The organism is Diaphorobacter aerolatus (assembly GCF_014489535.1).
Lineage (GTDB): Bacteria > Pseudomonadota > Gammaproteobacteria > Burkholderiales > Burkholderiaceae_C > Diaphorobacter_A > Diaphorobacter_A aerolatus.
This window is the reverse complement of the sequence record NZ_CP060783.1, coordinates 4,624,760-4,649,805: the sequence shown is the minus strand read 5'-3', so window position 1 is coordinate 4,649,805 and position 25,046 is coordinate 4,624,760. Positions and strand designations below refer to the sequence as shown.

25 protein-coding genes and 1 pseudogene are annotated in these 25,046 nt (G+C 63.1%); 8 read left to right on the top strand and 18 right to left on the bottom strand.

The genetic code is table 11. The annotated features are described in order from the left end of the window. Nucleotides 1-26 precede the first annotated feature (26 nt). The 4 genes from H9K75_RS21835 (at nucleotide 27) to H9K75_RS21820 (ending at nucleotide 3,238) form a co-directional block, all read left to right on the top strand. Nucleotides 27-971, top strand: a complete 945-nt coding sequence (locus H9K75_RS21835) for a sulfurtransferase (protein WP_187724119.1) — start codon at nucleotides 27-29, stop codon at nucleotides 969-971. 136 nt (nucleotides 972-1,107) lie between these two features. After that, entirely contained in the window at nucleotides 1,108-2,181 is a 1,074-nt protein-coding gene (locus H9K75_RS21830) for a YeeE/YedE thiosulfate transporter family protein (RefSeq protein WP_226858777.1), read from the top strand. 24 nt (nucleotides 2,182-2,205) lie between these two features. Then, nucleotides 2,206-2,388, top strand: coding sequence for a hypothetical protein (locus H9K75_RS21825; protein ID WP_187724117.1), 183 nt, complete (start codon nucleotides 2,206-2,208; stop codon nucleotides 2,386-2,388). Between the two features lie 265 nt (nucleotides 2,389-2,653). Then, nucleotides 2,654-3,238, top strand: coding sequence for a BPSL1445 family SYLF domain-containing lipoprotein (locus tag H9K75_RS21820; protein WP_187724116.1), 585 nt, complete (start codon nucleotides 2,654-2,656; stop codon nucleotides 3,236-3,238). 116 nt (nucleotides 3,239-3,354) lie between these two features. Here H9K75_RS21820 and H9K75_RS21815 read toward each other — a convergent pair whose 3' ends face one another. From H9K75_RS21815 to H9K75_RS21750, 14 genes and pseudogenes are all read right to left on the bottom strand, one after another. Beyond that, nucleotides 3,355-4,353, bottom strand: coding sequence for a VTT domain-containing protein (locus H9K75_RS21815; RefSeq protein ID WP_187724115.1), 999 nt, complete (start codon nucleotides 4,351-4,353; stop codon nucleotides 3,355-3,357). A 117-nt stretch (nucleotides 4,354-4,470) separates the two neighbouring features. Further along, nucleotides 4,471-5,346: an alpha/beta fold hydrolase gene (locus H9K75_RS21810; protein ID WP_187724114.1), complete on the bottom strand. Its 876-nt coding sequence runs from the start codon at nucleotides 5,344-5,346 to the stop codon at nucleotides 4,471-4,473. 91 nt (nucleotides 5,347-5,437) lie between these two features. Continuing rightward, complete coding sequence (locus H9K75_RS21805; protein ID WP_187724113.1) at nucleotides 5,438-7,624, bottom strand: 3-hydroxybutyrate oligomer hydrolase family protein; 2,187 nt, start codon at nucleotides 7,622-7,624, stop codon at nucleotides 5,438-5,440. A gap of 184 nt (nucleotides 7,625-7,808) precedes the next feature. After that, nucleotides 7,809-8,924: a YeeE/YedE family protein gene (locus tag H9K75_RS21800; RefSeq protein WP_187724112.1), complete on the bottom strand. Its 1,116-nt coding sequence runs from the start codon at nucleotides 8,922-8,924 to the stop codon at nucleotides 7,809-7,811. 82 nt (nucleotides 8,925-9,006) lie between these two features. Beyond that, a pseudogene (soxB, locus tag H9K75_RS21795) lies at nucleotides 9,007-10,733 on the bottom strand (thiosulfohydrolase SoxB). 74 nt (nucleotides 10,734-10,807) lie between these two features. Beyond that, nucleotides 10,808-11,467, bottom strand: a complete 660-nt coding sequence (gene soxX / locus H9K75_RS21790; protein WP_187724111.1) for a sulfur oxidation c-type cytochrome SoxX — start codon at nucleotides 11,465-11,467, stop codon at nucleotides 10,808-10,810. A 15-nt stretch (nucleotides 11,468-11,482) separates the two neighbouring features. Continuing rightward, nucleotides 11,483-12,304 (bottom strand): sulfur oxidation c-type cytochrome SoxA, encoded by an 822-nt coding sequence (soxA, locus tag H9K75_RS21785; protein WP_187724110.1) that lies wholly within the window; start codon nucleotides 12,302-12,304, stop codon nucleotides 11,483-11,485. A 115-nt stretch (nucleotides 12,305-12,419) separates the two neighbouring features. Then, nucleotides 12,420-12,731: a thiosulfate oxidation carrier complex protein SoxZ gene (gene soxZ, locus H9K75_RS21780; RefSeq protein ID WP_187724109.1), complete on the bottom strand. Its 312-nt coding sequence runs from the start codon at nucleotides 12,729-12,731 to the stop codon at nucleotides 12,420-12,422. Nucleotides 12,732-12,787: 56 nt separating this feature from the next. Continuing rightward, nucleotides 12,788-13,243 carry a thiosulfate oxidation carrier protein SoxY gene (gene soxY / locus H9K75_RS21775; RefSeq protein WP_187724108.1) on the bottom strand — a complete coding sequence of 152 codons (456 nt, stop codon included), beginning with the start codon at nucleotides 13,241-13,243 and terminating at the stop codon, nucleotides 12,788-12,790. 67 nt (nucleotides 13,244-13,310) lie between these two features. Then, nucleotides 13,311-14,390: a c-type cytochrome gene (locus H9K75_RS21770; RefSeq protein ID WP_187724107.1), complete on the bottom strand. Its 1,080-nt coding sequence runs from the start codon at nucleotides 14,388-14,390 to the stop codon at nucleotides 13,311-13,313. Further along, nucleotides 14,374-15,732 (bottom strand): sulfite dehydrogenase, encoded by a 1,359-nt coding sequence (gene soxC / locus H9K75_RS21765; protein ID WP_187724106.1) that lies wholly within the window; start codon nucleotides 15,730-15,732, stop codon nucleotides 14,374-14,376. Before soxC ends, H9K75_RS21770 begins: the two co-directional genes overlap by 17 nt. Before the next feature lie 59 nt (nucleotides 15,733-15,791). Then, nucleotides 15,792-16,118 (bottom strand): c-type cytochrome, encoded by a 327-nt coding sequence (locus tag H9K75_RS21760; protein ID WP_404826375.1) that lies wholly within the window; start codon nucleotides 16,116-16,118, stop codon nucleotides 15,792-15,794. Between the two features lie 155 nt (nucleotides 16,119-16,273). Continuing rightward, nucleotides 16,274-16,771, bottom strand: a complete 498-nt coding sequence (locus H9K75_RS21755) for a thioredoxin family protein (RefSeq protein WP_187724105.1) — start codon at nucleotides 16,769-16,771, stop codon at nucleotides 16,274-16,276. After that, nucleotides 16,768-17,760 (bottom strand): MBL fold metallo-hydrolase, encoded by a 993-nt coding sequence (locus H9K75_RS21750; protein WP_226858363.1) that lies wholly within the window; start codon nucleotides 17,758-17,760, stop codon nucleotides 16,768-16,770. Before H9K75_RS21750 ends, H9K75_RS21755 begins: the two co-directional genes overlap by 4 nt. 176 nt (nucleotides 17,761-17,936) lie before the next feature. Between H9K75_RS21750 and H9K75_RS21745 the strand changes: the two genes are divergently transcribed. Further along, nucleotides 17,937-18,314 (top strand): DsrE family protein, encoded by a 378-nt coding sequence (locus H9K75_RS21745; RefSeq protein ID WP_404826449.1) that lies wholly within the window; start codon nucleotides 17,937-17,939, stop codon nucleotides 18,312-18,314. Nucleotides 18,315-18,422: 108 nt separating this feature from the next. Here H9K75_RS21745 and H9K75_RS21740 read toward each other — a convergent pair whose 3' ends face one another. The 4 genes from H9K75_RS21740 to H9K75_RS21725 form a co-directional block, all read right to left on the bottom strand. Continuing rightward, nucleotides 18,423-18,728, bottom strand: a complete 306-nt coding sequence (locus tag H9K75_RS21740; protein ID WP_187726145.1) for an ArsR/SmtB family transcription factor — start codon at nucleotides 18,726-18,728, stop codon at nucleotides 18,423-18,425. Between the two features lie 362 nt (nucleotides 18,729-19,090). Then, nucleotides 19,091-20,608, bottom strand: coding sequence for a tripartite tricarboxylate transporter permease (locus H9K75_RS21735; RefSeq protein ID WP_187724104.1), 1,518 nt, complete (start codon nucleotides 20,606-20,608; stop codon nucleotides 19,091-19,093). After that, complete coding sequence (locus H9K75_RS21730; protein WP_187724103.1) at nucleotides 20,608-21,165, bottom strand: tripartite tricarboxylate transporter TctB family protein; 558 nt, start codon at nucleotides 21,163-21,165, stop codon at nucleotides 20,608-20,610. Before H9K75_RS21730 ends, H9K75_RS21735 begins: the two co-directional genes overlap by 1 nt. A gap of 178 nt (nucleotides 21,166-21,343) precedes the next feature. Beyond that, a complete protein-coding gene (locus H9K75_RS21725) occupies nucleotides 21,344-22,303 on the bottom strand; it encodes a Bug family tripartite tricarboxylate transporter substrate binding protein (protein WP_187724102.1) in 960 nt (319 codons plus the stop codon). 135 nt (nucleotides 22,304-22,438) lie between these two features. Here H9K75_RS21725 and H9K75_RS21720 point away from each other — a divergent pair, with 135 nt between their 5' ends. The 3 genes from H9K75_RS21720 to H9K75_RS21710 are packed head-to-tail and all read left to right on the top strand — an operon-like array spanning nucleotide 22,439 to nucleotide 25,015. Then, nucleotides 22,439-23,125, top strand: coding sequence for a response regulator (locus H9K75_RS21720; RefSeq protein WP_187724101.1), 687 nt, complete (start codon nucleotides 22,439-22,441; stop codon nucleotides 23,123-23,125). Beyond that, on the top strand, nucleotides 23,122-24,552 hold the full coding sequence (locus tag H9K75_RS21715) for a sensor histidine kinase (protein WP_226858362.1): 1,431 nt from the start codon (nucleotides 23,122-23,124) through the stop codon (nucleotides 24,550-24,552). Before H9K75_RS21720 ends, H9K75_RS21715 begins: the two co-directional genes overlap by 4 nt. Nucleotides 24,553-24,589: 37 nt before the next feature. Continuing rightward, entirely contained in the window at nucleotides 24,590-25,015 is a 426-nt protein-coding gene (locus H9K75_RS21710) for an RNA-binding S4 domain-containing protein (RefSeq protein ID WP_187724100.1), read from the top strand. The last annotated feature ends 31 nt before the right edge of the window (nucleotides 25,016-25,046 follow it).

Sequence of the window (25,046 nt, the reverse complement as noted above, 5' to 3'; positions counted from 1 at the left end):
AACGAGCCCCCACTTTTCCCGCCGCCATGAAAGCCCTGATTGCCTTTGCGGTCGCACTGACCGCCGCCCATGCCGCGCTGGCTGCGCAGCCGCTGCTCACGCCCCAGGAACTGCAGCCGCTGCTGCAAAAACCCGAGGTTCGCGTGATCGACATCCGCGATCCCAAGAGCTTCGCGCTCGGGCACGTCGCGGGTGCGGTGAATGCGCCCTACGGAAAATGGCGCGGGCCGGCGACCAACCCCGGTGAATTGCCGGATCAGGACAAGCTCACGCAACTGGTGCAGTCGCTCGGCCTCACACCTGACGTCCACGCGGTGGTGGTTTCGAGCGGTGCGGACGCCACCGATTTCGGCGCGATGGCGCGCGTGTACTGGACGCTCAAGAGCCTCGGCCTGACCGAACTCTCCATCGTCAACGGCGGCATGGCGGCGTGGCAGGCGGCGGGACAGCAGACCACCGCCGCAGCCACCAAGATCGCGCCGAGCAGTTTCACTCCCACGTTTGACACCCGGTGGCTGGCCACGCGCAACGACGTGGGCAAGCACCTCGACCTGAGCAACGCCGCGCTCGTCGATTCGCGCCCCGACGCGTTCTACAAGGGCAAGACCCGGCCACCCGCGGCCAAGGTCTCAGGCACCCTGCCCGGCGCGCAGTCGCTCGATTTCAACCAGTGGTTCGTGCCTGGAACGTCGCGCTTCGTCGATGCCGACAAGGCGCGCGAGATCGCCGCGCAATTGAAACGCAAGGACGGCGAGGACACGGTGGCCTTCTGCAACACCGGCCACTGGGCGGCAACCGACTGGTTCGGGCTCTCCGAGGTGGCGCGCTTGCCCAATGTGCGTCTCTATGCGGGCTCGATGGTCGACTGGACGCAGTCGCAGGAGACCCCGCGCGTTGTCAACCAGCCCACGCGGGCCGAGTCGCTCGCCTACGACGCGCAGCAATGGTGGAAGCGGACATTCAACAAATGAGCGCGCGATTCGGGCGACGCAATATCACCGAGGGTTCACGCATATGAGCACGGTCACTCAGACGACGGCTTCCGGTCTGGCCTCCACGTCACCCTCATCGTCTTCACCAGCGGCGCGACGTCTGCCGCTGACCCTCATCTTCGTACTGTTCTTCGGCTGGTTGCTCTGGACGGTGTCCGTGCGCCAGGCGGCACTGTTCGTGATTGGGCTCGGGCTCGGCGCGGTGCTGGCCGGCAAGCGTTTTGGCTTCACCACTGGCTGGCGCATGCTGGTCGAGGAAAAGGACGCGAGCGGCGTGTTCGGCCAGATCCTGCTGCTGGCGCTGGCGGCCGCCATGGCCATGCCGCTGCTCGGCCATTTTCCCGAGCTGACCGCTGCGCTCGGCCCGCCGAGCATCAGCCTGCTCGTCGGCGCATTCGTCTTTGGCCTGTGCATGCAGATTGCCGACGGCTGCGGCAGCGGCACGCTGTACAAGGCCGGCATGGGCATTCCGATGAACACGGCGATTCTGCCGATGTTCGCCATCGGCAGCTTCTTGGGCAGCCTGAGCCTCGGCTGGTGGCTCGATCTCGGTGCCATGCCGCCCGTCGGTCTGGTGACCGCATGGGGATGGCAGAAAGCGTTGCTCGCAACGCTCGCCGCGCTGGCTCTCGTGGCGGCAGGCGTGGCGTTCTACACGCGCAATGCCAATGCGCGGCATGGTCGCCCTGGCAAACCGCTGTTCGTGCGCAAATGGCTGGTGGGCGCGGTGCTGCTGGCCGTGTTGGCCACGCTCAACCTGATCATCGCGGGCCAGCCCTGGGGCGTGGTCTACGGCTTCGGGCTGTGGGCCGCGAAGATCGCCAATGCCACCGGCGCCCTCGACCTGTCGCAGAACTGGTTCTGGAGCCAGCCCGGCAACGCCGCGCGCCTGCACGAAACCGTGTTGCTGGACGTCACCAGCATCACCAACATCGGCATTCTGGGCGGCGCGCTGTGGATCGCTGCGGGCAAGGCCGCATCGGCCAAGCCGCTCAGCGGCAGGCAGTGGCTGGTGGCTCTCGTGGCCGGACTGATTCTGGGCTACAGCTCGCGGCTGGCATTTGGCTGCAACGTGGGCGCGATGTTCTCGGGCATCTCCACCGGCAGCATCCATGGCTGGATCTGGGTGCCGCTGGCCTTCGCCGGTACGATCTTCGGTCTGCGCATTCGCCGCCACTTCGGCATGTGACCGGGCACGGGAACAAGGACCAACATGACACAGCAACAACAACAAAACCTGCTGCGCACCGGCTTCTGGGTCGTGCTCGTGGCCTTTCTGGCCTGGGACTACTGGTCCTCGCCCAAGGTCGATCTGCGCTATGAAGCTCCGCTGATCGCCGCTGGCTCGGGCCAGGCCGCGCAGGGCGGACATTGCTCGATGCCCGCGGGCAAGTAGGCGGCAATTTCCGGGGGCAGGCGGCGGTTGTGGCGTTTCCACCATTCACGGATTGAACGGATTGTTCGTTTTTGTAGGCCGAGAGCGCATCCTTTTGTGCTGCTCAGTACAAACACTTCGGCACGCAATAGCATTGCTTCATCCTGATTCGGGCAATGGGATGGACCGGCGCAAGGCGCATACGGCCCACGCCCAGCCAAAGAAAAGGACATGCGTCGGCCTCGTCTGGCGGACGCATCTCTCAACATAATGGAAGGATCGTGTTATGCGTAAAGTTACTCTGCGTACCGTTGTGATGGCTGCTGCAGTTGCCGTGGGCAGCATGTCGATGGTGGCCTGCACCACCACCAAGACCGACACCGCAGCTGCTCCTCGCATGGACAGCACCACCATCAACACCCGCGCCAATGCAGCGCTGGAGCGTCTGTATTCCACCGCTCCGGGCTCCAAGGAAATGATCGCCAACGCCAAGGGCGTGCTGATTTTCCCGTCGGTGGTCGGCGGCAGCTTCGTGGTGGGTGTGGAGCACGGTCGTGGCGTGCTGCGTGAACAAGGCCGCAATACGGCTTACTACAGCACTACCGGCGCTTCGATCGGCTGGCAGATCGGTGGCCAATCCAAGGCTGTGATCTATGTGTTCAACACGGCTGAAGCGCTGGCCAAGTTCAAGGCAAGCAACGGCTGGACTGCTGGTGCCGATGCCCAGGTGTCCGTGGGTCGCGTGGGTGCCAATTCCTCCATCGACACCACCACCGCACAGGAACCCGTTGTGAGCTATGTGCTGACCAACGTGGGCCTGGAAGCCGGTGTGTCGCTCAACGGCTCGAAGATTTCTCGCGTGGTCGAGTAAGTAATCAGCGCCTTTGTCTCGCAAGCGCCTTCGCGGCGCTTGCGGATGATTCAACAGCCACCCTTGCGGTGGCTGTTTGCATTGCGCAAGCAATCCGCGCATGCGAAAAAGCCCGATCAGGGAATCAACGGCCCGAGCGTTCCCGGAGAAACGGAGCGCGTCTCGCTCAGCTCATCGGCTTCGACCTCGAATCCTGCCGCCCGCCATGCTTCGAGGCCGCCCACGAGCGGGCGCACATTGGTGAAACCAGCACGCTGCAATTGTTTGGCGATGCGGGCAGCCGATATCTCGTGCGGGCAGTCGCAATACACGACGAGGCCGTGCGCGTGCTTTTCGTGCGGAAGCAGCGGCTCATGCGCGAGTTCGGATTGGCGCGAGATGTCTCTCCACAATTGCGAACGCGGGATGCGTGCTCGCTGGTATTGCGAGGCATCGCGCACGTCGATCACGGTCGGAAACACCCCCTGGGCGTTCATGCCGGCCAGCTCCTGAACCGACAGGCGCGGCATTCTGAGCGAACGCAGCGTGCGCGTGCGCCGCCACCATTTGCGCGCGAGAAAGAACACGAAGGCGACAGCGACCAGCAGCAGCCCCCATTTGCCGAGCGCGGTCAACACGTCAAGCAGATCCTGCACGGTACTGCTGAAAAGCGATCCCAGAAACACGGCCGAGCCCACCCAGATCAGAGCGCCCAGCGTGTCGAACAGCACGAAGGTGGACAGCGGCGTGCCCACCGTACCGGCCAGCGCGCTGGCAATCGAGGCAAAACCCGGCACGAACTTGGCGATCAGCAGCGACTTCGGACCCCAGCGCCCGTAGACCGACTCGGTCTGGCGAATGCAGGCATCGGGAGACAACGAAATGCGGCAGATCCGCCCGAGCACCGCGTGCCCATATGCGCGCCCGGCGCGATACCAGACGATGTCGGCAATCAGCGCTGCCACGACGGCAATGGCGACCAGCGCCAGCAGCCGCGTCAGGTTCGCACCTTCGAGCGCACCGGTCACCACCAATACCGGATAGGCCGGGATCGGCGCGCCCAACTGCTCGATGAGCACGTTGAGGAAGACGATTCCAAATCCGAATTCGTGAATGAGGTCGACCAGCCAGGTCATGACGAGAGCTTTCGAGGGAAGTTATTGCGGGCGCAGCCACGTGAGCGACCGTCAATCGATGCTAGCCGCGTGTCAGTGTCCTTGCCGGGCAAGGGTTGATCGATGGCGCCGCAGCGCTCAGCCGCGCCGCAGGCAGCGCAGCACGGCGTCGAAGTGAGTCTGTACGTTCAGCGCCGGTGCGTGGCCGCAGCCGGGCACCTCCACCCATTCGAGCAGACCCCTGGCTCCCGGCCCGCGCGTCTGCATCTCACGCGCCGTGGGCGCGAGCACCAGATCGGAGTCCACGCCGCGCAGCAGGGTCACCGGCAGATCGAGCACGTCGTAGTGCGCCCAGAGCCGGTAGTCATCGTGGTGTTCGGTGAATTGCTGGGTGATGGCCGGATCGTAGTGCGGCGTCACGCGTCCATTGGACAGCCTGCGCGTGCTGGTTTCGGTGAGCTTGCGCCACTCGGCATCGCTGAGCCAGCCGAACGGTGCATAAGCTGCGCGAAAAAACTGTTCGAGCTGCCCCAGGGTGTCGAACACCGGCAGCGTGCCCGCGTAGGACTTGATGCGTTCGATTGCCGCATCGGCGAGCTGCGGCGCATTGTCGTTGAGCACGAGTGAGGCGATACGCCCGCGCATCGAGGGCTCGAACAGACCCGAAGCGCAGACCGTACCGATTGCGCCCCCCATCGACGTGCCCACCCAGTGCGCGCGAGCAATGCCCAGTACGTCGAACAGCTCACGCGCCAGTCGCGCGTAGAAGCGCAGGCAATATTCGGCCTTCGGGTCCCTGCTCCACTGGCTGAACCCACGGCCAATGGTGTCGGGGCAGATCACGCGAAAGCCCTGGCCCACGAGAAACTGCGCGAGCGCATCCATGTCCCGCCCGGTACGCGCCAGTCCATGCCAGGCGACGACGACCGGTGCGTCGGGGCCGAGCGTAGTGCCCCAGTCCATGTAGTGCACCTCGTATCCCGCGCAATGCGCATAGCGTGATTGAACCGACATTTTCAAAGCGCCTTCCTGAATGAAAAACCGGCCCGTATGCACAGGCCGGTGGATGGGTTGCACAGCACCGCGACGCCTGAGCGTCAGTGCATCATTGCGGCACCTTGACGGCGTTCCCGGCGAACGAGATCTGGTCCGTCGCGGCCGGTGTGTTCCTGAATGCAGGAACGTTCGCCGCCGTGATCGGGGTCGCCGCACCGGCTGCGCCGCCTCGCGGCGTGGTGCGCACCACCTGGCTGGCTGGCAATGCGGCCTTGTTCTTCAGGTGATTCCACATCGAATCCATGGCCTGGTTGAAGTACGGATGCAGCGGCACGAAGCGCGAGTCGAAGCCTGCGAACAGCAGGAACGCGTCAAAGTGCTGCGCGTTCGTTACCTCGATGTAGCGCAACTGGGACTTGCTGCCCTCCAGCGTCTGGTTCAGCGCGGTATAGGCGCGGGCATTGTGGTTCACGGGAATCAGCGCATCACTGCGTCCTGCCACGATGATTGCGGGCTTGCCCTTGAGATTGGCACTGTGACGGACTTCGCCCATGCCGTTGCGCACCGCATCGCTCTGCGCCTTGGTCGGATAGCTCTCCGCCGTGAGTGCCTTGCCCGCGGCATCGACTCCGGCCACCAACGCGTGCTGGCACAGCGCGTTGTCCAGACCCAGATCGGCCACGCCGGTCGATGGAGACACCGCCAGCGCCCAGGACTTGGCACCACCGACCGAGTCGTTGTAGATCACGGTTGCGGGCGTGCCGTTCGACGTGCCGTTGGCCGTGGCGAAACTCTGGGCCAGCGCGGCGGGCGCGGCCGCCACGACGTCACCGGTCGCGTTCGCTGCGCCGAAGCTCGCATGACACAGATTGGCGTCGGCGCCGAAGCGGCCATAGGCCATGGTGTACATCGCCGAGAGGATCGGCCCGTTGCCGAGCGCGTAGTGCGCGTTGTGCATCTGGTCGTTATCGCGCGTCCAGCCGTAGGCGCGCAGCTTGTTGAGCGCATCCGTGGCACGTTCTGCCGTGGTTGCGCCGCTGACCAGCCCCTTGACCGCAAGGCCGTCGCAACGCGCCGTGGCTCGCGCCGTCATGGCCGTGAGCGTGATGTAGTTGAAGATCGATGTCTCGCTGATGGTGGCTTCGGGTGCAAGCGCCGCGCAGGGCTGGAAGATGTTGCCGTAGGTCGTGTAGTCGGCCAGCGTTCTGCCGTAGCTGCTGACCGCGGCATCGCCGAACTGCACGCCGTAGCCAGCGGTGGTCGGCATCTCGACCATGGGCTCGGACGCCACCACGCCGTCGATCAGATCGTCGCCATCCTGCTCCGCCGCACGCAGCACGGCAGCGCCGCCGTTGGACGCCGAGCCGCCGATGATCAGCGTGTTGCTCTTGTTGAACGGCACTGGATCTTCAGGCTTGCCATACCTGGCGTTCAGCACATAGAGCGCGTAGCGGGCCGAGGCGAGCGTGTCGTTGCCCCAGTCCTTTTCCGGGTTCTGCTGCGACTGCGCGTGCTTGATGGCGATGCGGTTGGGGAACGCCGCGTTGTAGGCGGTGCGAGCCGCATCGCTCAGATTGGCCGCAAAGAAACTCAGGCTACCAGCCGCCGTCCGGGTCGCGCGCGAGCCGTCGATCTTGTTGACGGTATCGTCGGCCAGGTTGTGCAGGCCCACGCCCTTGCCGGCGTCGGTCAACGCCACGGCGCAGCCTTTTTTGAGTCCCCACTCGCCCGCCGTGCCGATGGCGCCGTAGACCCCGCGCGATCCCGACGAGGGGCCGAGCACGATGCACGGATTTTTCACATCAAAACTGTTGGGCACCTGCACCGCGATCACGGTCTGTTTGCGGCCCGTTCCGTCATCGAGCACGGCCATGTATTCGGTACCGGGAATCAGGCCCTCGTTTTGCGTGACCGCGCCCGCCGCCGTCACGTTGGGACCGTAGAGCGTCCCGTAGCCGCCGCCGGGCAGCGGATCGAGAATGCCGCGATAGTTCGAGAACAGCGCGTTGCGGCGCAATTCGGCAACCGTGGGATGGGCCGGGTCGGCATACGCTGGCGCCGCACCCCCGAGACCGGTCTTGCCGATGCCGCCGGTCAGCAGGTCCTGCTGCGCGGCCGTGCTGCCCGAGCTGACCGCCGTGGCCGGATATTGGACCGTGCTGAGCTCCTTGACGCCGCCGGGCAGATCGTTGTGGGCTCGATCCGAGCTTCCACAGGCCGCGAGCGTGGCGCATGCCAGCGCGGTGAAGCTCCAGCGGAAGCTGGCAAGGGATTGTCTCGTTGTTCTCACGTGCATGGTGTGTCCCGACTTGTTCTGTCACGCGCGAGTGATCGGGCGTGCCCAACGTTGCGAAGGCCGGTGGAGTCACCGGCAGATCATTGTCGAAAACAAAAAGCGCGAGTTCACTCAAAGAAAACCCGCATACGGAATGACACCTAAACGAAAACCCGCATAGCGTAAACGCGCCCCGCGCAGGTACTCAGGAGCGCTCGAGTTGCCATTGCTGCACGCGCAGCGCGATCACCGCACCCAGCACGATGGACGCGACCGAGATGAAGCTGCCGATCTGCAGCATCGAGATCGCGCTCAAGCCCTGGCCGACGGTGCAACCCATGGCCACCACGCCGCCCACTCCCATGAGCACCGCGCCGACGAGGTGACGCGCCAGATCGGCGGTGTCCGCAAAACCCTGCCAGCGGAACTCGCGGCGAACGAGCGATTGCACCAGCGCACCGAACACCATGCCGAACACCGCCACCGCGCCCCAGGTCAGCACTTTCGCGCGATCACTGAAGAACAGCAGCCAATCAAGCACATGGGCCACGGGCGCGACGAAACTGAACGCCTCGATGCGGCCCGTATAGGTGGTGGCGTACATGTGTTCGAGCGTCTCGGGATGCTCCTGCACCTCGCCAAAATGACCGCTCAACGCCCATGCCGCCACAACGCAGAGACCCACCAGCAGCCCGCCGATCAAAAGGCGGCGATCACGTGCGCTGCGCGGCCCACCGATGCCCCACGCGATCAGAATCACGCCAAGACCCAGACCCACAACCAGCCGCAGGCTGTCAACGGACGCAAGACCTTGGGCCGCAAGCCATTCGGGCAGCAGCGTGATGTGAGGCATTGCCACGTAGACGCTCTCGAGCCAGCGCGCACGCGGCACCGACGTGATGCCCTTGAGCGTCGCAAATGCCGCCACCGACATCACGATCAGCACCACCAGCGACTTGAGACTGCCGCCGCCCACGCGGGTAAGGTTGCGCGCGCCGCAGCCCGATGCGAGGACCATGCCCACGCCGAACATCAGCCCGCCAACGATGGAGGAAAGCCAGAGCACGCGCTGCATCGTGTAGATCGTCTCGGCCGGATTCACCCAGTGGGCGCGTGCGAGCAGCGCAAAACCGCACATCGCCACGCCGATCGCCAGCAGCCATTGGCGCAAGCGCATCCAGTCGCCCACATAGACCACGTCGCTGATCGCGCCCATGGTGCAAAAGCGCGTCTCGCGCATGACCGCGCCCAGAACGGCGGCCAATAAAAAAACCGCCACCAGAATGGTGGCGATCAGGGAATCGAACTCGGAGAGACTCATTCGCGGTATTGGAGCGGTTCAGGCAGATCCGTGCAATGGTAGATGCCTTATTCCCCTACGCGTGGCTACACCTGCCACCGCCCTACGCAATGCCCTCGTTGGGCTTCACGTTGAGCAGTTCGGGTTCGTTGAGCCTGCGCGGAGCGATCACCTTCTGGTCTTTGAGCCAGGGCTCGACCACTTCCCAGATCTGCTTGTTCCCGCGGACCTGGCCTCTTCGGCAACGGGTGCCCAACCGGCGACCTTGTATTTCTTGTCGGCATCGAGCAGCTCGCCTTTGAGGCGCATCTCGGTGATCCGGCTTCCTGCCTTGCCCGTCGGGTCGCAGCGGTATTGCAGGCCGCCCACACGCACCATGTCGCCGCCCTGCTGGTAGTAGGGATCGGGATTGAACAGGTTGTCGCAGACATCCTCGAGCACGGTCTTGATCGTCGCGCCGGTCATCTCGGTCACCGTGGCATACGAATACGTCGTGGCCGTCATGTCCATGAGCCATTCACGCGTGATTTCCTGACCCGGCAGCAGCGTGGTCCCCCAGCGGAATCCCGGCGAGAACGCCATCGGGCAATCCTGCACAGCCATCATCGCGTCGAGCAGCAACTGGTCGCCCGTGCCGTTGAAATTGCCACGGCGATACAGCGTACCGTCGGTCTTCGCCAGCACTTCGGCGAGCCTGGCCTCGTAGGGCGCGCGCACCTTGGTGATGAGCGCCTGCATTTCAGCATCGGCCGGCAATATGCGGGAGAAGATGGGCAGCAGGCGGTACTTGAAGTCCGCGACCTTTCCGTCCTTCACGTCGAAATCGAGCACGCCAAGGAACTTGCCGTTGGAGCCCGCATTCGTCACGATGGTCTTGCCTCCCGCGTTCTCGACCAGGGTCGGCACGGGCATTCCGTCGTGCGTGTGGCCACCCAGAATCGCATCCACGCCGCGCACGCGCGAGGCCATCTTCAGGTCCACGTCCATGCCGTTGTGCGAGAGCACGACCACGACCTTCGCACCCTTGCCGCGCGCCTCGTCCACCATGGCCTGCAGGTTCTCGTCCTGAATGCCGAAGCTCCAGTCCGAGACCATGTAGCGCGGATTCGCAATCGGCGTGTACGGAAACGCCTGCCCGATGATGGCGCATTTCACGCCATTCATTTCCCGGATCACATAAGGTTTGAAAACCGGATCGCCAAAGTCGGCGGTCTTGACGTTCTGCGCGACGAAATCGACCTTGCCTTCAAAGTCCTTCTTGATGATTTCCTGCACGCGCTCCATGCCGTAGGTGAATTCCCAATGGCCGGTCATCACGTCCACTCCGAGCAGCTTGCAGGCGTCGACCATGTCCTGCGCGTTGGTCCACAGCGATGTGGCCGAACCCTGCCAGGTATCGCCGCCATCGAGCAACAGCGAGCCGGGCCGCGAGGCCTTCATGCGCTTGACCAGCGTGGCCAGATGCGCAAAGCCGCCCACCTTGCCATAGCGCTTGGCGGCGCTTTCGAAATCGAGATAACTGAATGCGTGGGCGGCAGACGTGCCGGGCCGCACGCCCGCGCTCTTGAGCAGATGCTCGCCGACCAGATGCGGGCGCTGGTTCTTCATCGCGCCGATGCCGATGTTCACGTTCGGCTCACGAAAGTAAATCGGCTTCAACTGCGCGTGGCAATCGGTCATGTGCAGGAACGATACGTTGCCGAATTTCGGAACGTCGTACAGCGCCTTGTCCGCAGACTTCTCATCCGCATGGGCATAACGCTGCAAGCCCATGCCGGCAACGCCCGCTGCCGCCAGCACCTGCATGAATTCACGTTTGGATAGGCTCATTTCTTTTCTTCGCTTGTCTTGTATCTTCGCGCAGCCTGTGCGGCTGCGGTACACGGATCGTGCGGCACAAGCGCCTACTTGTTCACCGGTGATCCGGGATCGACCAGCAGCGCAACCAGATCGCGTATCTGGCCCTCCGTGAGGATTTTTTCATGTCCGAAGCGCGGCATGCCGGAGCATGCGTTGTAGGCCTTGGCATTCCAGATCTTGCCCCAGGTGTATTCGATGATGGCCTTCGACTGCGGGCTGTCCGGATCGGTGATGCCGCGGATCTTGCCGTAGTTGTAGAGGCTCGGGCCCAGCGTGCCGAAGGAGATTTCCTCCTTGGTGATCTGGTGGCAGTTGTAGCAGTTGCCGCCGTTGGCATCGCCGAGTTTGTCGGTCCACGTCATGCCGCGACCATTCTGCGCGAGCTTCTCACCGGCCTTCCAGTCGCCGATGAATTTACCGCCCGTCGGCCATTGCACGCTCTTGAGATTGTCCGCTTCGATCCTGGCGCCGAGCTTGGCATCGACGGGCTTTCCAGCCACGTCGGCCGCGCTGCACGCCGCGTTCGATTCGTCCTGTTTCAGGCGATCCACCTTGGCGATGCCCTGATCGCGAAACGACGCGGCAACGATTTGCTCGGTGAGCTTGTCCACGTCGGCGCTGCTGTCCACCGACGCACAACCCAGAACGATCAACGACGAGGCCACACCCAGAACGGGCAGCCAGTGATTGCGACGATTCTTCATTTGGCAGTCCTCCTCTTATCGCTTGATGGACGGGGCCGTGGCTTCGCCGCCCTTGCCGTTGACACCGAGAAAAACGCCGAGCGCCACGGTGACGTCGCTCGCATATCCGGGATACGGAAAGCGCTGCTGGCGAAAGCAGTCGTTCAAACGGCGCTGCATGCTCCACAGCTCGCCCGAAGACACGCGATACGCGGGCCACGCGCCGAATCCGGCGGCAGCGCCTGCGTTCTTCGTGAGATTGGGCAGATCCTGAAGGCGAATGCGCTTGTCGTCCGCCGCGTGGCAGGTCGCGCATGCAAAATCATGGGGACCGCCGCGCATGAAGAAGATGCGCTTGCCCACTTCATACATCTGCTTTTCCTTGGGATGGGCTTGCGAAAGATTGAACTTCATGCCCTTGGATTCGGCAGCAATCCAGGCCACAAGCCCTTCCATGTTCTTCTGCTCGTCCTTGCCGAACGGCGTGTCGGCGATCTTCCTCGCATCGAGACCCTGCAGGGTTTGCATGCAGGTCAGCAGGCGCGATTCAAGATCCTGAACCTTGCCCGTGTCCGCAAAGTAGCGCGGCAATTCGACGAACGCACCCTTGACCACGCCCGGGCCCTTGCCCAGATCGCAGCGTTCCATTGAAGCGTTGCTGGGGCCGCGCTTTTGCTTCCAGAGTTCTTCACCCTTCATCTCGAACAGCTCGGCCGGATTGCCGTCCTGCAGCATCTCGCGGTATTCCGCGATGCCGTCCGCCGTGCTCTTTTGTGCGGCTGCGGGCTGGAGGGCGCCGAGCAGCGACATCGTCGCGACAGCAGCAAACGGCACCAGGCCTTTCGTTGAACGTCTCATGGGTGTCTCCATTGTTATCGTGGTAAATCTCGACGCCGGGTGACCCCCTGGCCCGTCTGTGGGCGGCGTCAGGGAGCCGAAGGCGCGCCCGCTCGCGCCTTCAGGGAAACGACACTTAGCTCACTGCGGCTTCGTCGGTGCGGGTTTCACCCTTGTTGTCCTTCCAGGTCACGGACAGCTTGTCGCCCACTTTCGCGCCCTTGAGGTTGAATTGCAGGAACGGATTCTTCGACACCGCAGGCCCCCATTCCGCACGGAATACCGGCTTGCCGTTGAGCGATGCGGTCACGTCCTGGATGAACCAGGCCGGGATCACCTGGCCGTTGGCGTCCTTGCGCTGACCGGTTTCCATTTCATGAGACATCAGAACGCGAACGGTGACTTTGTCGCCAGCAGCTTGAGCGCGAATGCGCATCGGATCAGGCATGTTCTTCTCCTTGGGTATTCAGATAAATCGCTTGTGGGGTGAGCTTGCCGGGCCGATCAGCCGCCGCAGCCGCCCAGGGTGACCTTGACTTCCTTCTTCGCAAACAGCGCCTTGCCATCGTTGGTGATGGCCACGGCGTAGACGTCGGAGGTCTGGCCGAGCTTGGCGCGCGTGAGGAAGTTGGGCTCGACGGCATCGCTCACGTCGAACGAGGCCACCAGGGTGTTGGGATTTTTCTCGACCAGCAGCAGGATGTGCTTCACGTTCGGCAACGTGGTCGCGGCGCCAAGCGGCACCACGGCGCCGTTTTCGGCGATGTCGGGCGCCGTGAGCGTCACGTCCTTGCTCTCGGTCGGAGCACCACCGCCCATCGCCTTCATCACCTCGGCCACGGTCTTGGCATCGAACGCGGCCTTGTTGAACGCGAAGGCTGCATGCGGCAGCAACCCGGCCGCGAGCAGCATGCCCGTGACGGCGGCCGAATTCTTCACTGCTTGTCTACGTGAAATCATGTTTTCTCTCCTTGCAATTCGTATTGGAAACTCTTGGGATGGCGGCGTGCACACAGGCATGGCGCGATCATTTGCCGGAACCGGCAAGCCAGTTCGCGAGGGACTTGGCTTCATCATCACTTAAACCAGGCTGCGGCGGCATCGGGATATTGCCCCATACGCCCGTGCCGCCGTTCTTGATCTTGCCGAGCAGATAGTCCGTCTGGCCCGCGTGCTTGCTGGCGATTTCGCGGAAGCCCGGGCCGACGATTTTCTGCTCCATGCCGTGGCAGGCAACGCAGCCGTTCTTCTCAAGAATCGCGGTCGGCACGGCGGCTGCATGGGGTTTTGCGGTGGCTGCCGAGGCCGCCGTGGCAGCAGGCACAGCGGCTGGCTTGCCGTCCGTTTTCATGCCACGCTGCGCGCCCACGGGACGATTCTGATCGACCAGATTGCCATGGTTGTTGCTCGCGTGATCGGGCAGCCTGGAGCGCACCTGCGGCTCGGGGCCGCAATCCTTCATGCAGGCAACGGCCTTGGTGTCGGGCCTGGCATTCTTGACGAAATCGGTTCCGGGCCACATCGCATGATGGGTGGTCATGCCATTGCGATTGGGCATCTTCGCCTGCACCTCGGCAATGTTTTTGTCCGACAGCGTGAAGTCCGGCGGCACGATGTCCGCGAGATTCAGCATGTACGCGGTGACCGCATACACCTCGTCATGCGACAGCGACTTGGGCGCATTCCATGGCATGGCGCGGTTGATGTAGTCCCACACCGTCGAGATCGTCGGCACCTTCATGAACGTGGTGCGACCCGGAAACGACGCGTCCTTGAGCCGCGCGACGTTGCCGGTCTTGATGTCGTCCTTGGTGGTGCCGCCGATCAGCGGCGAGAACACCTCGTTCGATTCACCGAACACGCCGTGGCAGGACGCACATTTGGCCTCCCAGACCTCCTGCCCCTTTTCCACGGAGCCCGACCCCTTGGGCAGGCCCTTGAAATCCGGTCGGACGTCGATGTCCCAGGCGGCGACTTCCTTGGATGTCGCGTTGCGTCCCACGCCGGGAAACCTGTCGGCGGTGCCCTGCGCAGACGCGGCAGATGCACACACACCCGACAGCAGCAGTGCAGCGGTCTTCATCATGGCTTTACGCGAGCTGGACATTGACCACCTCCCCGTCCTCACGCAGCGCCCAGGACTGAATCGAGTTGTTGTGATAGATCGACCGGGTACCGCGCACGGCACGGTTTTGCTGGTAGGTGGGCTGCACGTAGCCGGTATCGTCCATCGCGCGACTCTGGATCAGCGCGGGCTTGCCATCCCACACCCAGTCGATGTTGAAACGCGTGAGGCACTTGCTGAGCACCGGCCCTTCCAGGCGCGCGGTGCGCCAGTTGCGCCCGCCGTCCACACTCACATCCACGCGCTTGACCTTGCCGCGCCCCGACCATGCGAGCCCGGTGATGTTGTAGAAACCTTTGTCGAGCAGCATCTGCCCGCCCGAGGGCGTGGTCACCACGCTCTTGCATTCCTGGATGCTGGTGTATTGGCGATGCTGGCCGTCGGGCATCAGATCGATGTAATGCACCGCCTCATCCTTGGTCGCGTAGGGCTGGTCACCAACCTCGATGCGCCGCAGATACTTCACCCAGCTCACGCCTTGCACGCCCGGCACCACCAGACGCAGCGGATAGCCCTGCTCGGGCCGCAGCATCTCGCCGTTCTGACCATAGGCCACGAGGACTTCGCCCGAGGTGATCAGCTCGACCGGAATCGTGCGCGTCATCGACGAGCCATCCGCGCCCTCGGCCAGGATGAACCTGGCCTTCTTGAGATCGGCGCCGGCCATTTCGAGCAAGGTGATCAGCGGAACGCCGGTGAACTCGCTGCATGAAATCATGCCGTGGGTGTACTGCACCGTCGGCACGGCCACGTTGCCCCACTCCATCCCGGTATTGGCTCCACACTCGATGAAATGAAAGCGCGAGACGCTCGGCAACCGCATCAGCTCATCCATCGTGAAGACCTTGTTGGTCTTCACCATGCCGTTGATCATCAGGCGATGCCTGGACGGATCGATGTCCCACCAGCCCTGATGATGGCGCTCGAAATGCAGACCGCTGGGCGTGACGATGCCGAACAGCGATTGCAGCGGTGCGAACGATACCGAAGCCTGCCGGGTCTGAGTGAGCCCCGGGCTCTGGCGACGCTGGACATTGGCCTCATATTTGGAGGGCTTGCCATACCCCTCGACCGCAACCGGCTGACCGAGACCCTTGGAATGCGCGGGTAACTCGAGAATGTTCGGGTCGCCCTCACCGACGTTCCGAGCATTCTGTGCGATGGCCGTGCCTGCTGCCGCGCCCGCAGCCGCTGCCGCGAAGGCATTGCGGATGAAGGTGCGGCGACCGGCCCTGGCTTCGGCAAACACCGTGCCGACGTCGCCGCCTCGAACGAAGTTTTCCGGTGCCTTTCGCACCCCGCCTGCCATCTGATTGCTATTCATTGAGTTTTCCTCAGGCATTCACAAGTCCATCACGAAGGGAACCCGTGGTCCACGTGAAATTACTTGGCGCCGCCCAGAATCCAGCCGGCCAGCGTGCTGGCATCTGCGTCGCTGAGCGCGGCCTGCGCGGGCATCGGCACCGGACCCCATTTGCCCGAACCGCCCGCCTTGATGCTCTTGGCGAGCGCGGCCTGGGCATCGGCCTGTCCTTCATATTTCTTCGCGACTTCGAGATATGCCGGACCCACCAGTTTCTTGTCCACCGAATGGCAGGCCATGCAGGCGTTCTTCTGCGCAAGCGCCAGATTCGCGAAGCTCGGTGCCGCAAAAATCAGACCACCCATGGCGCAGAGGGCGGCAAACAGGGACCTGGAAAATGGCTTCATCGCTTGTCCTTTATCTATATATAAGCATATCTTTATGTAAGAAATTATCCTTCCTGATGAAGATCAAGATTCGCGGGGTTTTCCCGCGTTATTCCAATAAAGAATAGCGACTGAATCAAGCTATTTTTGGATCGCCACGCGCGCAGGGGCGGCGGTCAACCGCGAACCGCCGCCCTCGCCTTCGCGATCCGTTCATCGAGGTAGGCCGCATAGAAATCGGAGGTCGAGCCACCGACCAGGCGCGGGGCGACTTCGGCCGCATTCGCGCCCAGAAAAAGCAGCGTGGGTGCTGCCTCGATGCCCAGCGATTTGACGAGCTGTCCCTGCGTCGTCGCCCTGCCTTGCAGGTCCTTCACCGGATCGCGCGACAGAAAATGAATCTGCGTCACCGCGCGTCCCGCCTGCAACTCGGAGACCAGATAGTTCTCTCGCGCCACCTTGCAGAACGGGCATCCGCGCAAGGTGGCGAGTACGATCAGCGGCTCGCCACGGGCCAGCGCATTCGCGAGACTGGCTTGCAGATCGCTCGTCGTCGGCAACAGACGTTCGGACGCATCGGGTTCGGCGGCCGCCGCATGCGACATCCACCACGGCGTGCCGGTGGCCGCGACCCACGCCGTCATCAGCATGGAGCGCCGGTTCCAGCGCCTCATGGCTTTTCCTGCTCCATGAGCAGATAGGTGTTGTAGGCGTTCATGCGATTGGCCTCCTTGAACAGCGGATAGCCCTCGAAGCGTGACCAGTCCGTGCTTTTGTAGGCATCGTCAAACGGGTCGAGATTCTGCGCTGCCTTGGCCATGGATTCGCGCAGGAATTGCAGATAGTCGCGCGTCAGTTGCATGTCCTTTTTCGGATCGTCCGATGCCGGACCATGCCCCGGCACCATGAGCTTGACGGGCAGCTTGAGCAAGGCGTCGAGCGCCGAAATCCAGTGGCGGCTGTCGGCCTGTCCCACGTACGGTATGCGGTTGCGGAACACCACGTCACCGATGAACAGCACGCCGGTCCGGGGCAGGAAGATCGCCGTGTCCTCGGGCGTGTGCGCCGGGCCCATGTGCTGCAGCACGAACTGCGTCCCGCCGATGGTCAGGGGCACGGAATCCTGCGCGATCCATTGATCGGCCTGCACCATCTTCGTGTCCGCGTTGATCCACGGCGCCAGCTCGGTACGCGAGGCCTCCAGCCGCAGACGCGCGGTGTCGGAATTGATGTATTCCTTCGCCAGACCGTTGGCAATGATCTTTGCGCCAAGCGCCTTGAACACCTGCAAACCATAGATGTGATCCGCGTGATAGTGCGTGAGGATCACGGTGCTGATTGGCTTGGGCGTGATCTGCCTGATCTTTTGCACCAGCTCCTCAGCGAGCGCGGGAGAACCCAGTGCATCGATCACGACCACGCTGTCGCCGGTCACGACAAAGCCTGCGTTGGAGATGAAGTTCTGGTTGGCCGGTGAACCGAGTGCCGACACGCCCTGCACGTAGTAGACGTCGGAAGCCACCTTCTTCACTTCCATCTTCGCCGTTGCGGCCTCGGGCGCGGGCTGCATAGCTGCACCGTGCTCGCCGTGCGCGCTGGCCGAAAGCTGCAGACCCGCCAACAAGACAGCGCCGACCGCCCAACGCAGACCCTGAACTCGCATTTGCCATATCTCCTGTAGTATTTTTGATGAGCGCCAATCACCCGTTCACACATGGTTGTCGGTGCTAATATAAGTCACCAGCAATATTTTGGGGCTGGAAATACTACCAATGCCACCATGCAAAAAAGGAGCCCAATATGTTGAAGCGCATTTTTCTTGCCTTGTTTCTGACACTGATGGCGAGCCTGTCGTTTGCGCAGGATGTGAAGGTGGTCTACCACGTGAGCACCGGGGTCGAGACCGCTGCCGGAATACTCGGCAACATCACCAATCACTTGAATGCCGCACCAAAAGACAAGATCGTCGTGGTGACGCATGGCCCCGGCATCGACTTCCTCCTGAGCGATGCCAAGGACAGCAAAGGCCGTGAGTTCAGCGGTCAGGTGAGCGCGCTGGCATCGAAGGGCGTGGAATTCCGCGTGTGCAACAACACGCTTCAATCGCGCAGCATCGATCCGTCCAAGTTGCTGATGGAAACCAAGGTCATTCCATCGGGCGTGGCCGAAGTGGCGCGTCTTCAGGCCAAGGAAGGCTTTGTTTATTTGAAGCCGTGAGCGCTTGCCTGCGCGCACCGCTCAACGCAAAAAGGGCAGCCGGTTTGGCTGCCCTTTTTGCTGAAATTCCGATTCGCGATTCGTGCAGAGGTTCGCTTGCGTGCGGCCTCAATCGTCAATCGCCATTTGCAGGCACACGCTGCGGCACATCTGAACCACCTTTTCATTGGTGATGTAGTAGTAGATGCTCACGCCTTCGCGACGGCGACCAAGAATGCCTGCCTGATAAAGCGTATTCAGGTGCTGCGACATGTTGGGCTGCGTGGTGTCGATGGACGACAGCAGCTCCGACACGTTCTTTTCACCGTTGCACAGCGCGCTGATGATGCGCAACCGCATGGGCGCTGCCATGGCGCGAAACAGTTCCGCAGCGTTTTCGTAAACACTGTCATCATCGATCACTTCTGCATCCATGGATGGCTCCTGCGTTGGGTTTTGCAACAGCTCGCGGCCAGTGGAATACTTGCCGAGATCAGCGACATATTGATTGCGGCGCGACTGCGGCCAGTTCTTTCGTTGGGGCATGACGAAAGTGTAGGTTCACTTTTATGAAGCCCCGGGATTCGCCATATGCGGCATCTGTCGTGTATCAACGCCTTCTGATTAAAGCGCAAACACCTGTCAGAGCGCAACAACATCCGGTTGAATTGAATTGTCATCACATTTTCAATTTCGTAATTTTAAGATGCTTTTGAAACAATATAATTCAAACCCATCAATCGAAAGGGCCGCATTCCTTGCTGGAAATGCGGCCCTTTTTTTATGCTCAATTCGACTCAGGGAGCCTCGACGAACTCCGTCTTCCTGCGCCCGCTCATGAAGCGCAGGGCGCGTGGAATGATCAGAATCATCAGCACGATCACCAGCAAGGCCAGCGACATCGGGCGCTGCAGGAAGATCATCCAGCTGCCTTCGCCGATGGAGACGGCGTTGCGCATCTGCGCCTCGGCCAGCGGGCCGAGGATCATGCCGACCACCACGGGCGCGGTCGGGAAATCAAAGCGGCGCATCAGCACGCCCAGCAGGCCGATGAAGTAGAGCAGGAACAGATCGAACGTGCTCTGGCGCATGCCGTAGGCACCGACGGTCGCGAAGATCAGAATGCCCGCGTAGAGCTGTGGACGCGGAATCTTGAGCAGCTTGACCCACATGCCCACCATCGGCAGATTGAGCACCAGCAGCATCACGTTGCCGATGTAGAGCGACGCGATCAGTGCCCACACCAAAGCGGCCGAACTGGTGAACAGTTGTGGTCCCGGGTTGATGCCGTAGTTCTGGAATGCACCGAGCAGCACCGCCGTGGTGTTGCTCGTGGGAATGCCGAGCGTGAGCAGCGGAATCAGCGCGGCGGTCACCGTTGCATTGTTGGCAGCCTCGGGACCGGCAACGCCTTCGATCGCGCCGGTGGTGCCGAACTCGGCGCGGTCTTCACCCTTGGCGAGCTTCTTCTCGGTGGCGTAGGAGAGGAAGGTCGGAATCTCGGTGCCGCCCGCAGGAATGCAGCCGAACGGCGTGCCGATCAGCGTCCCGCGAATCCACGCCGGAATCGAGCGCTTCCACTCGCGCTTGGTCATGTAGACCTTGCTGAGCTTGTTTTGCGACTCGTCCACCTTGCCTTCGTACAAGGCGTTGTAGAGCACCTCGGCGACGGCAAAAAGGCCCACGGCGACCAGCACGATGTCGATGCCGTCCAGCAGCTCCATCTTTCCGCCCGTGTAGCGCGCGGCACCGGAAATCTGGTCCATGCCGATGCAGCCGAGTGCCAATCCCAGCACCAGCGACGTCATGCCGCGCAGGCTGCTCTGGCCCAGAACGGCGCTCACCGTGGTGAACGCCAGCACCATGAGCATAAAGTATTCCGGCGGGCCGAGCTTCACGGCGAAATTAGCGACCGTCGGCGCGAACAGCGTGACCACTACCGTCGCGAACGTGCCCGCGAAGAACGAACCGATGGCCGAGGTCGCAAGCGCCGCGCCTGCGCGCCCGCTCTTGGCCATCTTGTTGCCCTCCATCGCCGTCACCATGCTGGCGGTTTCTCCCGGCGTGTTGAGCAGGATCGAGGTGGTCGATCCACCGTACATCGCGCCGTAGTAGATGCCGGCAAAGAAGATCATCGAGGCCGTCACGTCGACCTTGGAGGTGATCGGCAGCAGCATCGCAACCGCGACGGCGGGGCCGATGCCGGGAAGCACGCCCACGGCGGTCCCGAGTGCGCAGCCCACAAGGGCCCACAGCAGATTGACGGGCGTGATCGCAGTGGCAAAGCCCTGCATCAAGGCATTCAGGATATCCATTACAGCCACCCCGTATCGGTCAGACCAGGCAGGGCGATGGCCAGGAATTGAGTGAACAGCCAGAACACGGGAGCCGAAATCAGCAGACCCGTGATGACGTCCTTGGCAAGATTGGCGGGGGCCAGCAGATGGGTCTGGCCTTCACCGCGACGCAGGCCCTGAACCGCAAGCGTGTAGCACATGGTGCAGCTCAGGATGAAGCCGATATGCGTGATGAGCACGGCGTTGAGCAGCAGTCCTGCGGTCACCCAGGCAAAGGGCACGAGCTTCGCGTGCTTCGAGCCGCCCGGATCGGCCGCGTGGCGATAACCACCCGACATCGCTTCCCAGATCAGCAGCGCGCCGCACAGCGCAAGCACGATGGCGCACAGCCATGGCAGAAAGTTGGGGCCGACGCCGCCGTAACCGGCATCACCGGGAATCTGCAGCGCGCCAACGGCCATGATGCCGGCGACAACCAGGACACCCACGCCGACTGCGGCCTGCCACTTGGGTGAGGGAATGGATAGCTCGTCGAGCGGATTTGCCGCTGACGGTGGGGGTACGGCATCTGCCATGGTGTCTTGCCTCGCTATGTGGATGTTGAATTCGGCATCACACGCGTAACGCCCTCCAACGGGACCATCGGCCCGCACCGGTCGCGCGAGGCGACGGGTGCTTCCGGTCAGGAATGAATGACAAGGGCGAGCGCGGCAACGAGGTTGCCGGCGGCGCTCCTTGCCGGGATTTCAGGCGTCAGACCATGCCCGACTTGACCATCGTGTCGCGAAGGCTTGCGAACTCCTGATCGACGAAACTGCCGAACGCGTCGCCCGCCAGCCATGCGGGCGTCCAGCCGTTCTTCTCCATGGCTTCGGCCCAGGCCTTGCTCTTGACGGCCTTCTCGACCGCCGCGACGAGTGCCTTGCGCTGGTCGGCCGTGATGCCGGGTGCGCCGTAGACGCCGCGCCAGTTGCCGATCTCGACGTCAATGCCCTGCTCCTTGAGCGTGGGAATGTCGAGTCCGGCCAGGCGCTGACCCGAGGTCACGCCGATGGGTTTCATCTTTCCTGCGGTGATGTATTCAGCGAACTCGCTGTAGCCGCTGCCGCCCACAGTCACGTTGCCGCCGAGAATCGCGGCCGTGGCCTCGCCACCTCCACGGAAGGCCACGTAGTTGATCTTGGCGGGATCGACGCCCACCGCGCGCGCAATCATCGCGGCGGCGATGTGCTCGGTGGAGCCACGCGAACCACCGCCCCATTTCACGCTGCCAGGGTCCTTCTTGAGCTGCGCGACCACGTCGGCCATGGTCTTGAACTGCGAGTTGGTCGGCAGCACGAACACGTTGTATTCGCTGGTCAGGCGCGCAATCGGCGTTGCCTGGCTCAGGTTCACGGGCGGCTTGCCGGTGATGATGCCGCCGAGCATCACGGCGCCCATCACCATCAGCGCGTTCGCGTCGCCCTTGGAGCCGTTCACGAACTGCGCAAGGCCGATGGCGCCTGCTGCGCCGCCCTTGTTGTCGTAGGTGACAGAGGAGGCCACGCCCGCGTCCTGCAACGCCTTGCCCAGGGCACGGCCCGTGGTGTCCCAACCGCCGCCGGGGTTGGCCGGAAGCATCATTTTCATCGCGACCGCAGCGTGTGCGCTGAGCGGCAGGCTGCCAACGGCTGCCAGAGCAACCATGGATTTCAGAAAGGTGTCTCGACGCATTTGTCTCACTCCTGTTATGTGAAATATAGAACCCTGACATCATGCAAAATAAACCTGTCAAATCGCTGTCCTCAACGTCAGGGATTACACGGATAACGCAACCAGCTCGGGCTGGTGAACTGCTAATGCTCCCTCATGCAATTGCTTTTGGTTGAAGACGACACCACGATGCGCACGACGCTGCAACGCTCGCTGGCGCGGCGCGGCTTTCAGGTGACCGCCGTATCGGACGGGCTGGTCGCGCTTGCGGAGATGAGTGCCCGCGCGCACGATGCCGTGGTGCTCGATCTCACGCTTCCCGGCCTCGATGGGCTCGACGTGTTGCGACAGGCCCGCACGCGCGGGCTGCGCACCCCCGTGCTGGTGCTCACGGCGCGGGGCACGGTGGGCGACCGCGTGCGCGGTCTCAACGCCGGTGCCGACGACTACCTACCCAAGCCCTTCGATCTCGACGAACTCGAGGCGCGCATACGCGCCCTCGTGCGGCGCAGCGTCGATCTGCACGACGGCCAACCCGCCTCGCCCGCGCAGATCACGCTGGGCGCGTTGCGTTACGACAAGGACAGCGGTGTCTTCTATCTGAACGAGGAGCCGATGGAGGTGACTCCGCGCGAGCAGGCGCTGCTGCGCGCGCTGCTTCAGCATCCGGGCCGCGCGCTAAGCAAGGAGCGGCTCTACGAGGCGGTCTTCCCCGGCCAGCCCGACGTGCAGTACGAAGCCATCGAGGTCGTGGTCTATCGCCTTCGCAAGAAGCTCGCGGACACCGGCGTGTCGCTGATGACGCTGCGCGGGCTCGGCTACCTGCTCAAGGCCGACCAGTGAAGCTGCGTCGCCGGGCCAGGACGTCGTGGCGGTCGTGGTCGCTCAGGCGCCAGTTGCTGGTCGGCATCCTCGTGCCGACGCTGCTCGTGATCGTCTTCAACACCTGGAGCCTGCACCGCAAGGCGCTGATCGCGCTGAATACGGCGTATGACCGCACGCTGCTCGCATCGGCCAAGATCATCAGCGAGGAACTCGATGTGACCGGCTACGACGATCTGGCCGAACTGCGTGCGACGGTGCCCTACTCGGCGCTTGAAGCCTTCGAGGCAGACAACCAGAGCCGCATGTTCTACCGCGTTTCCAACATGCAGGGCGAGCTGGTGTCCGGATTTGCCGAACTGCCCGTGTGGCACGGAACGATCCCGGCGCGGCCGCCGTATGCGGCGCTCGTCGATTTCTACGACACCACATTTCGTGACCAACCGGTGCGCGTGGCGGTGCTGCTGCAGCCCGTCGCGAGTGCCAGGGGCCGGGGCATGGCCGTGATCCAGGTCGCCGAAACACTGGAGCTGCGCGAGGCCGCAGCGCTGCAGATTCTTTGGGACACGATGGCTCGACAGTTCCTGCTGATCTGCGTGATCGCGCTCATTGCGGTTCTGGTCGTGCAGCGCGCAACGCGGCCGGTGCGCCAACTCAGCGAGAGCATCCAGGAGCGCAGCGAGGACGATCTCTCGCCCATAGACGCAGCCGCCGCGCCACGCGAACTGCAACCGCTCGTCGATGCCACCAACGACGTGATGCAGCGCCTGTCGCACCTGCTCGAACACCAGCAGCGTTTCGTGCGCGATGCATCGCACCAGCTTCGCACGCCGCTGGCCGTGCTCAAGGTGCAGGTGCAGTCCGCGTTGCGCGACGATCTGCCGCATCGTCAGGCGCTCGAAGAAATCGGCGGCACGGTTGATCGCGCCACCGAGCTTGCAAACCAGATGCTCGCGCTCGCCAAGGTCGAGCAATTGCGCCAGCAAAGCCAGCCCGGCGCGGTGCGCTGGGACGTGGTGCTGCGCGATGTCGCGCTCGACGTGTCCACGCTGATCGCGCAGCGGGATCTGGACTTTGGCATTCTCACCGCCGCCGCGCCCGTGCAGGCACATGAATGGATGCTGCGCGAACTGTGCCGCAACCTGCTGCACAACGCGATTCGACACACGCCCGAACACGCAACGCTCAACGTGAGCCTGCAGGTCATCGGCAATGAAGCGCAGCTCACGGTCTCCGACAGCGGTCCCGGCATCGGCGACGCGCTGGCGAGCCGCCTGTTCCAGCCATTCTCCGCTGGCGACGTGCGCAACGGCTCCGGCCTCGGCCTTGCCATCTGCCAGCAGATCGCGCATGCGCTCGATGGACACATCGCCCTGATCAATCGCAGGGATGCAACCGGGCAGATCGTGGGACTGGACGCCGTTGTCACCCTGCCAGTGGCAGGATGATTGCTTGATGAAATCCACTTGAAGGACAATTCAGAGCATGAATGTTCCGATTGATTCGATGCGCCTTGACAAATGGCTCTGGTGCGCGCGCTTCTACAAGACCCGCAGCATCGCCGTTGAGGAAATCGGCAAGGGCCGTGTCACGGTCAACAGCCAGAACGCCAAGGCGGCGCGGGAATTGCGTGTCGGCAACACCGTGGCGCTGCGCCAGGGCGTGATCGAGCGCACGGTGGTCGTGCAGGGGCTCTCGGGCATGCGCGGCCCGGCGCCGGTTGCCCAGCAGCTCTATCTGGAGACCGAGGCCAGCCAGCAGGCGCGCGCCGAGGCCGCCGAGCGCCGCCGCCTCGCGCCCGAACCCGCCTCCGCGCTCACCGAAGGACGACCCACCAAACGCGACCGCCGCGAGATCGACAAGGCGCGCACCGGCTGGGGCGACCGCTGGAGCGCGTCCATCGACGAGTGATCTCGAAGAACCGCTTCCCCCGCACCATTTT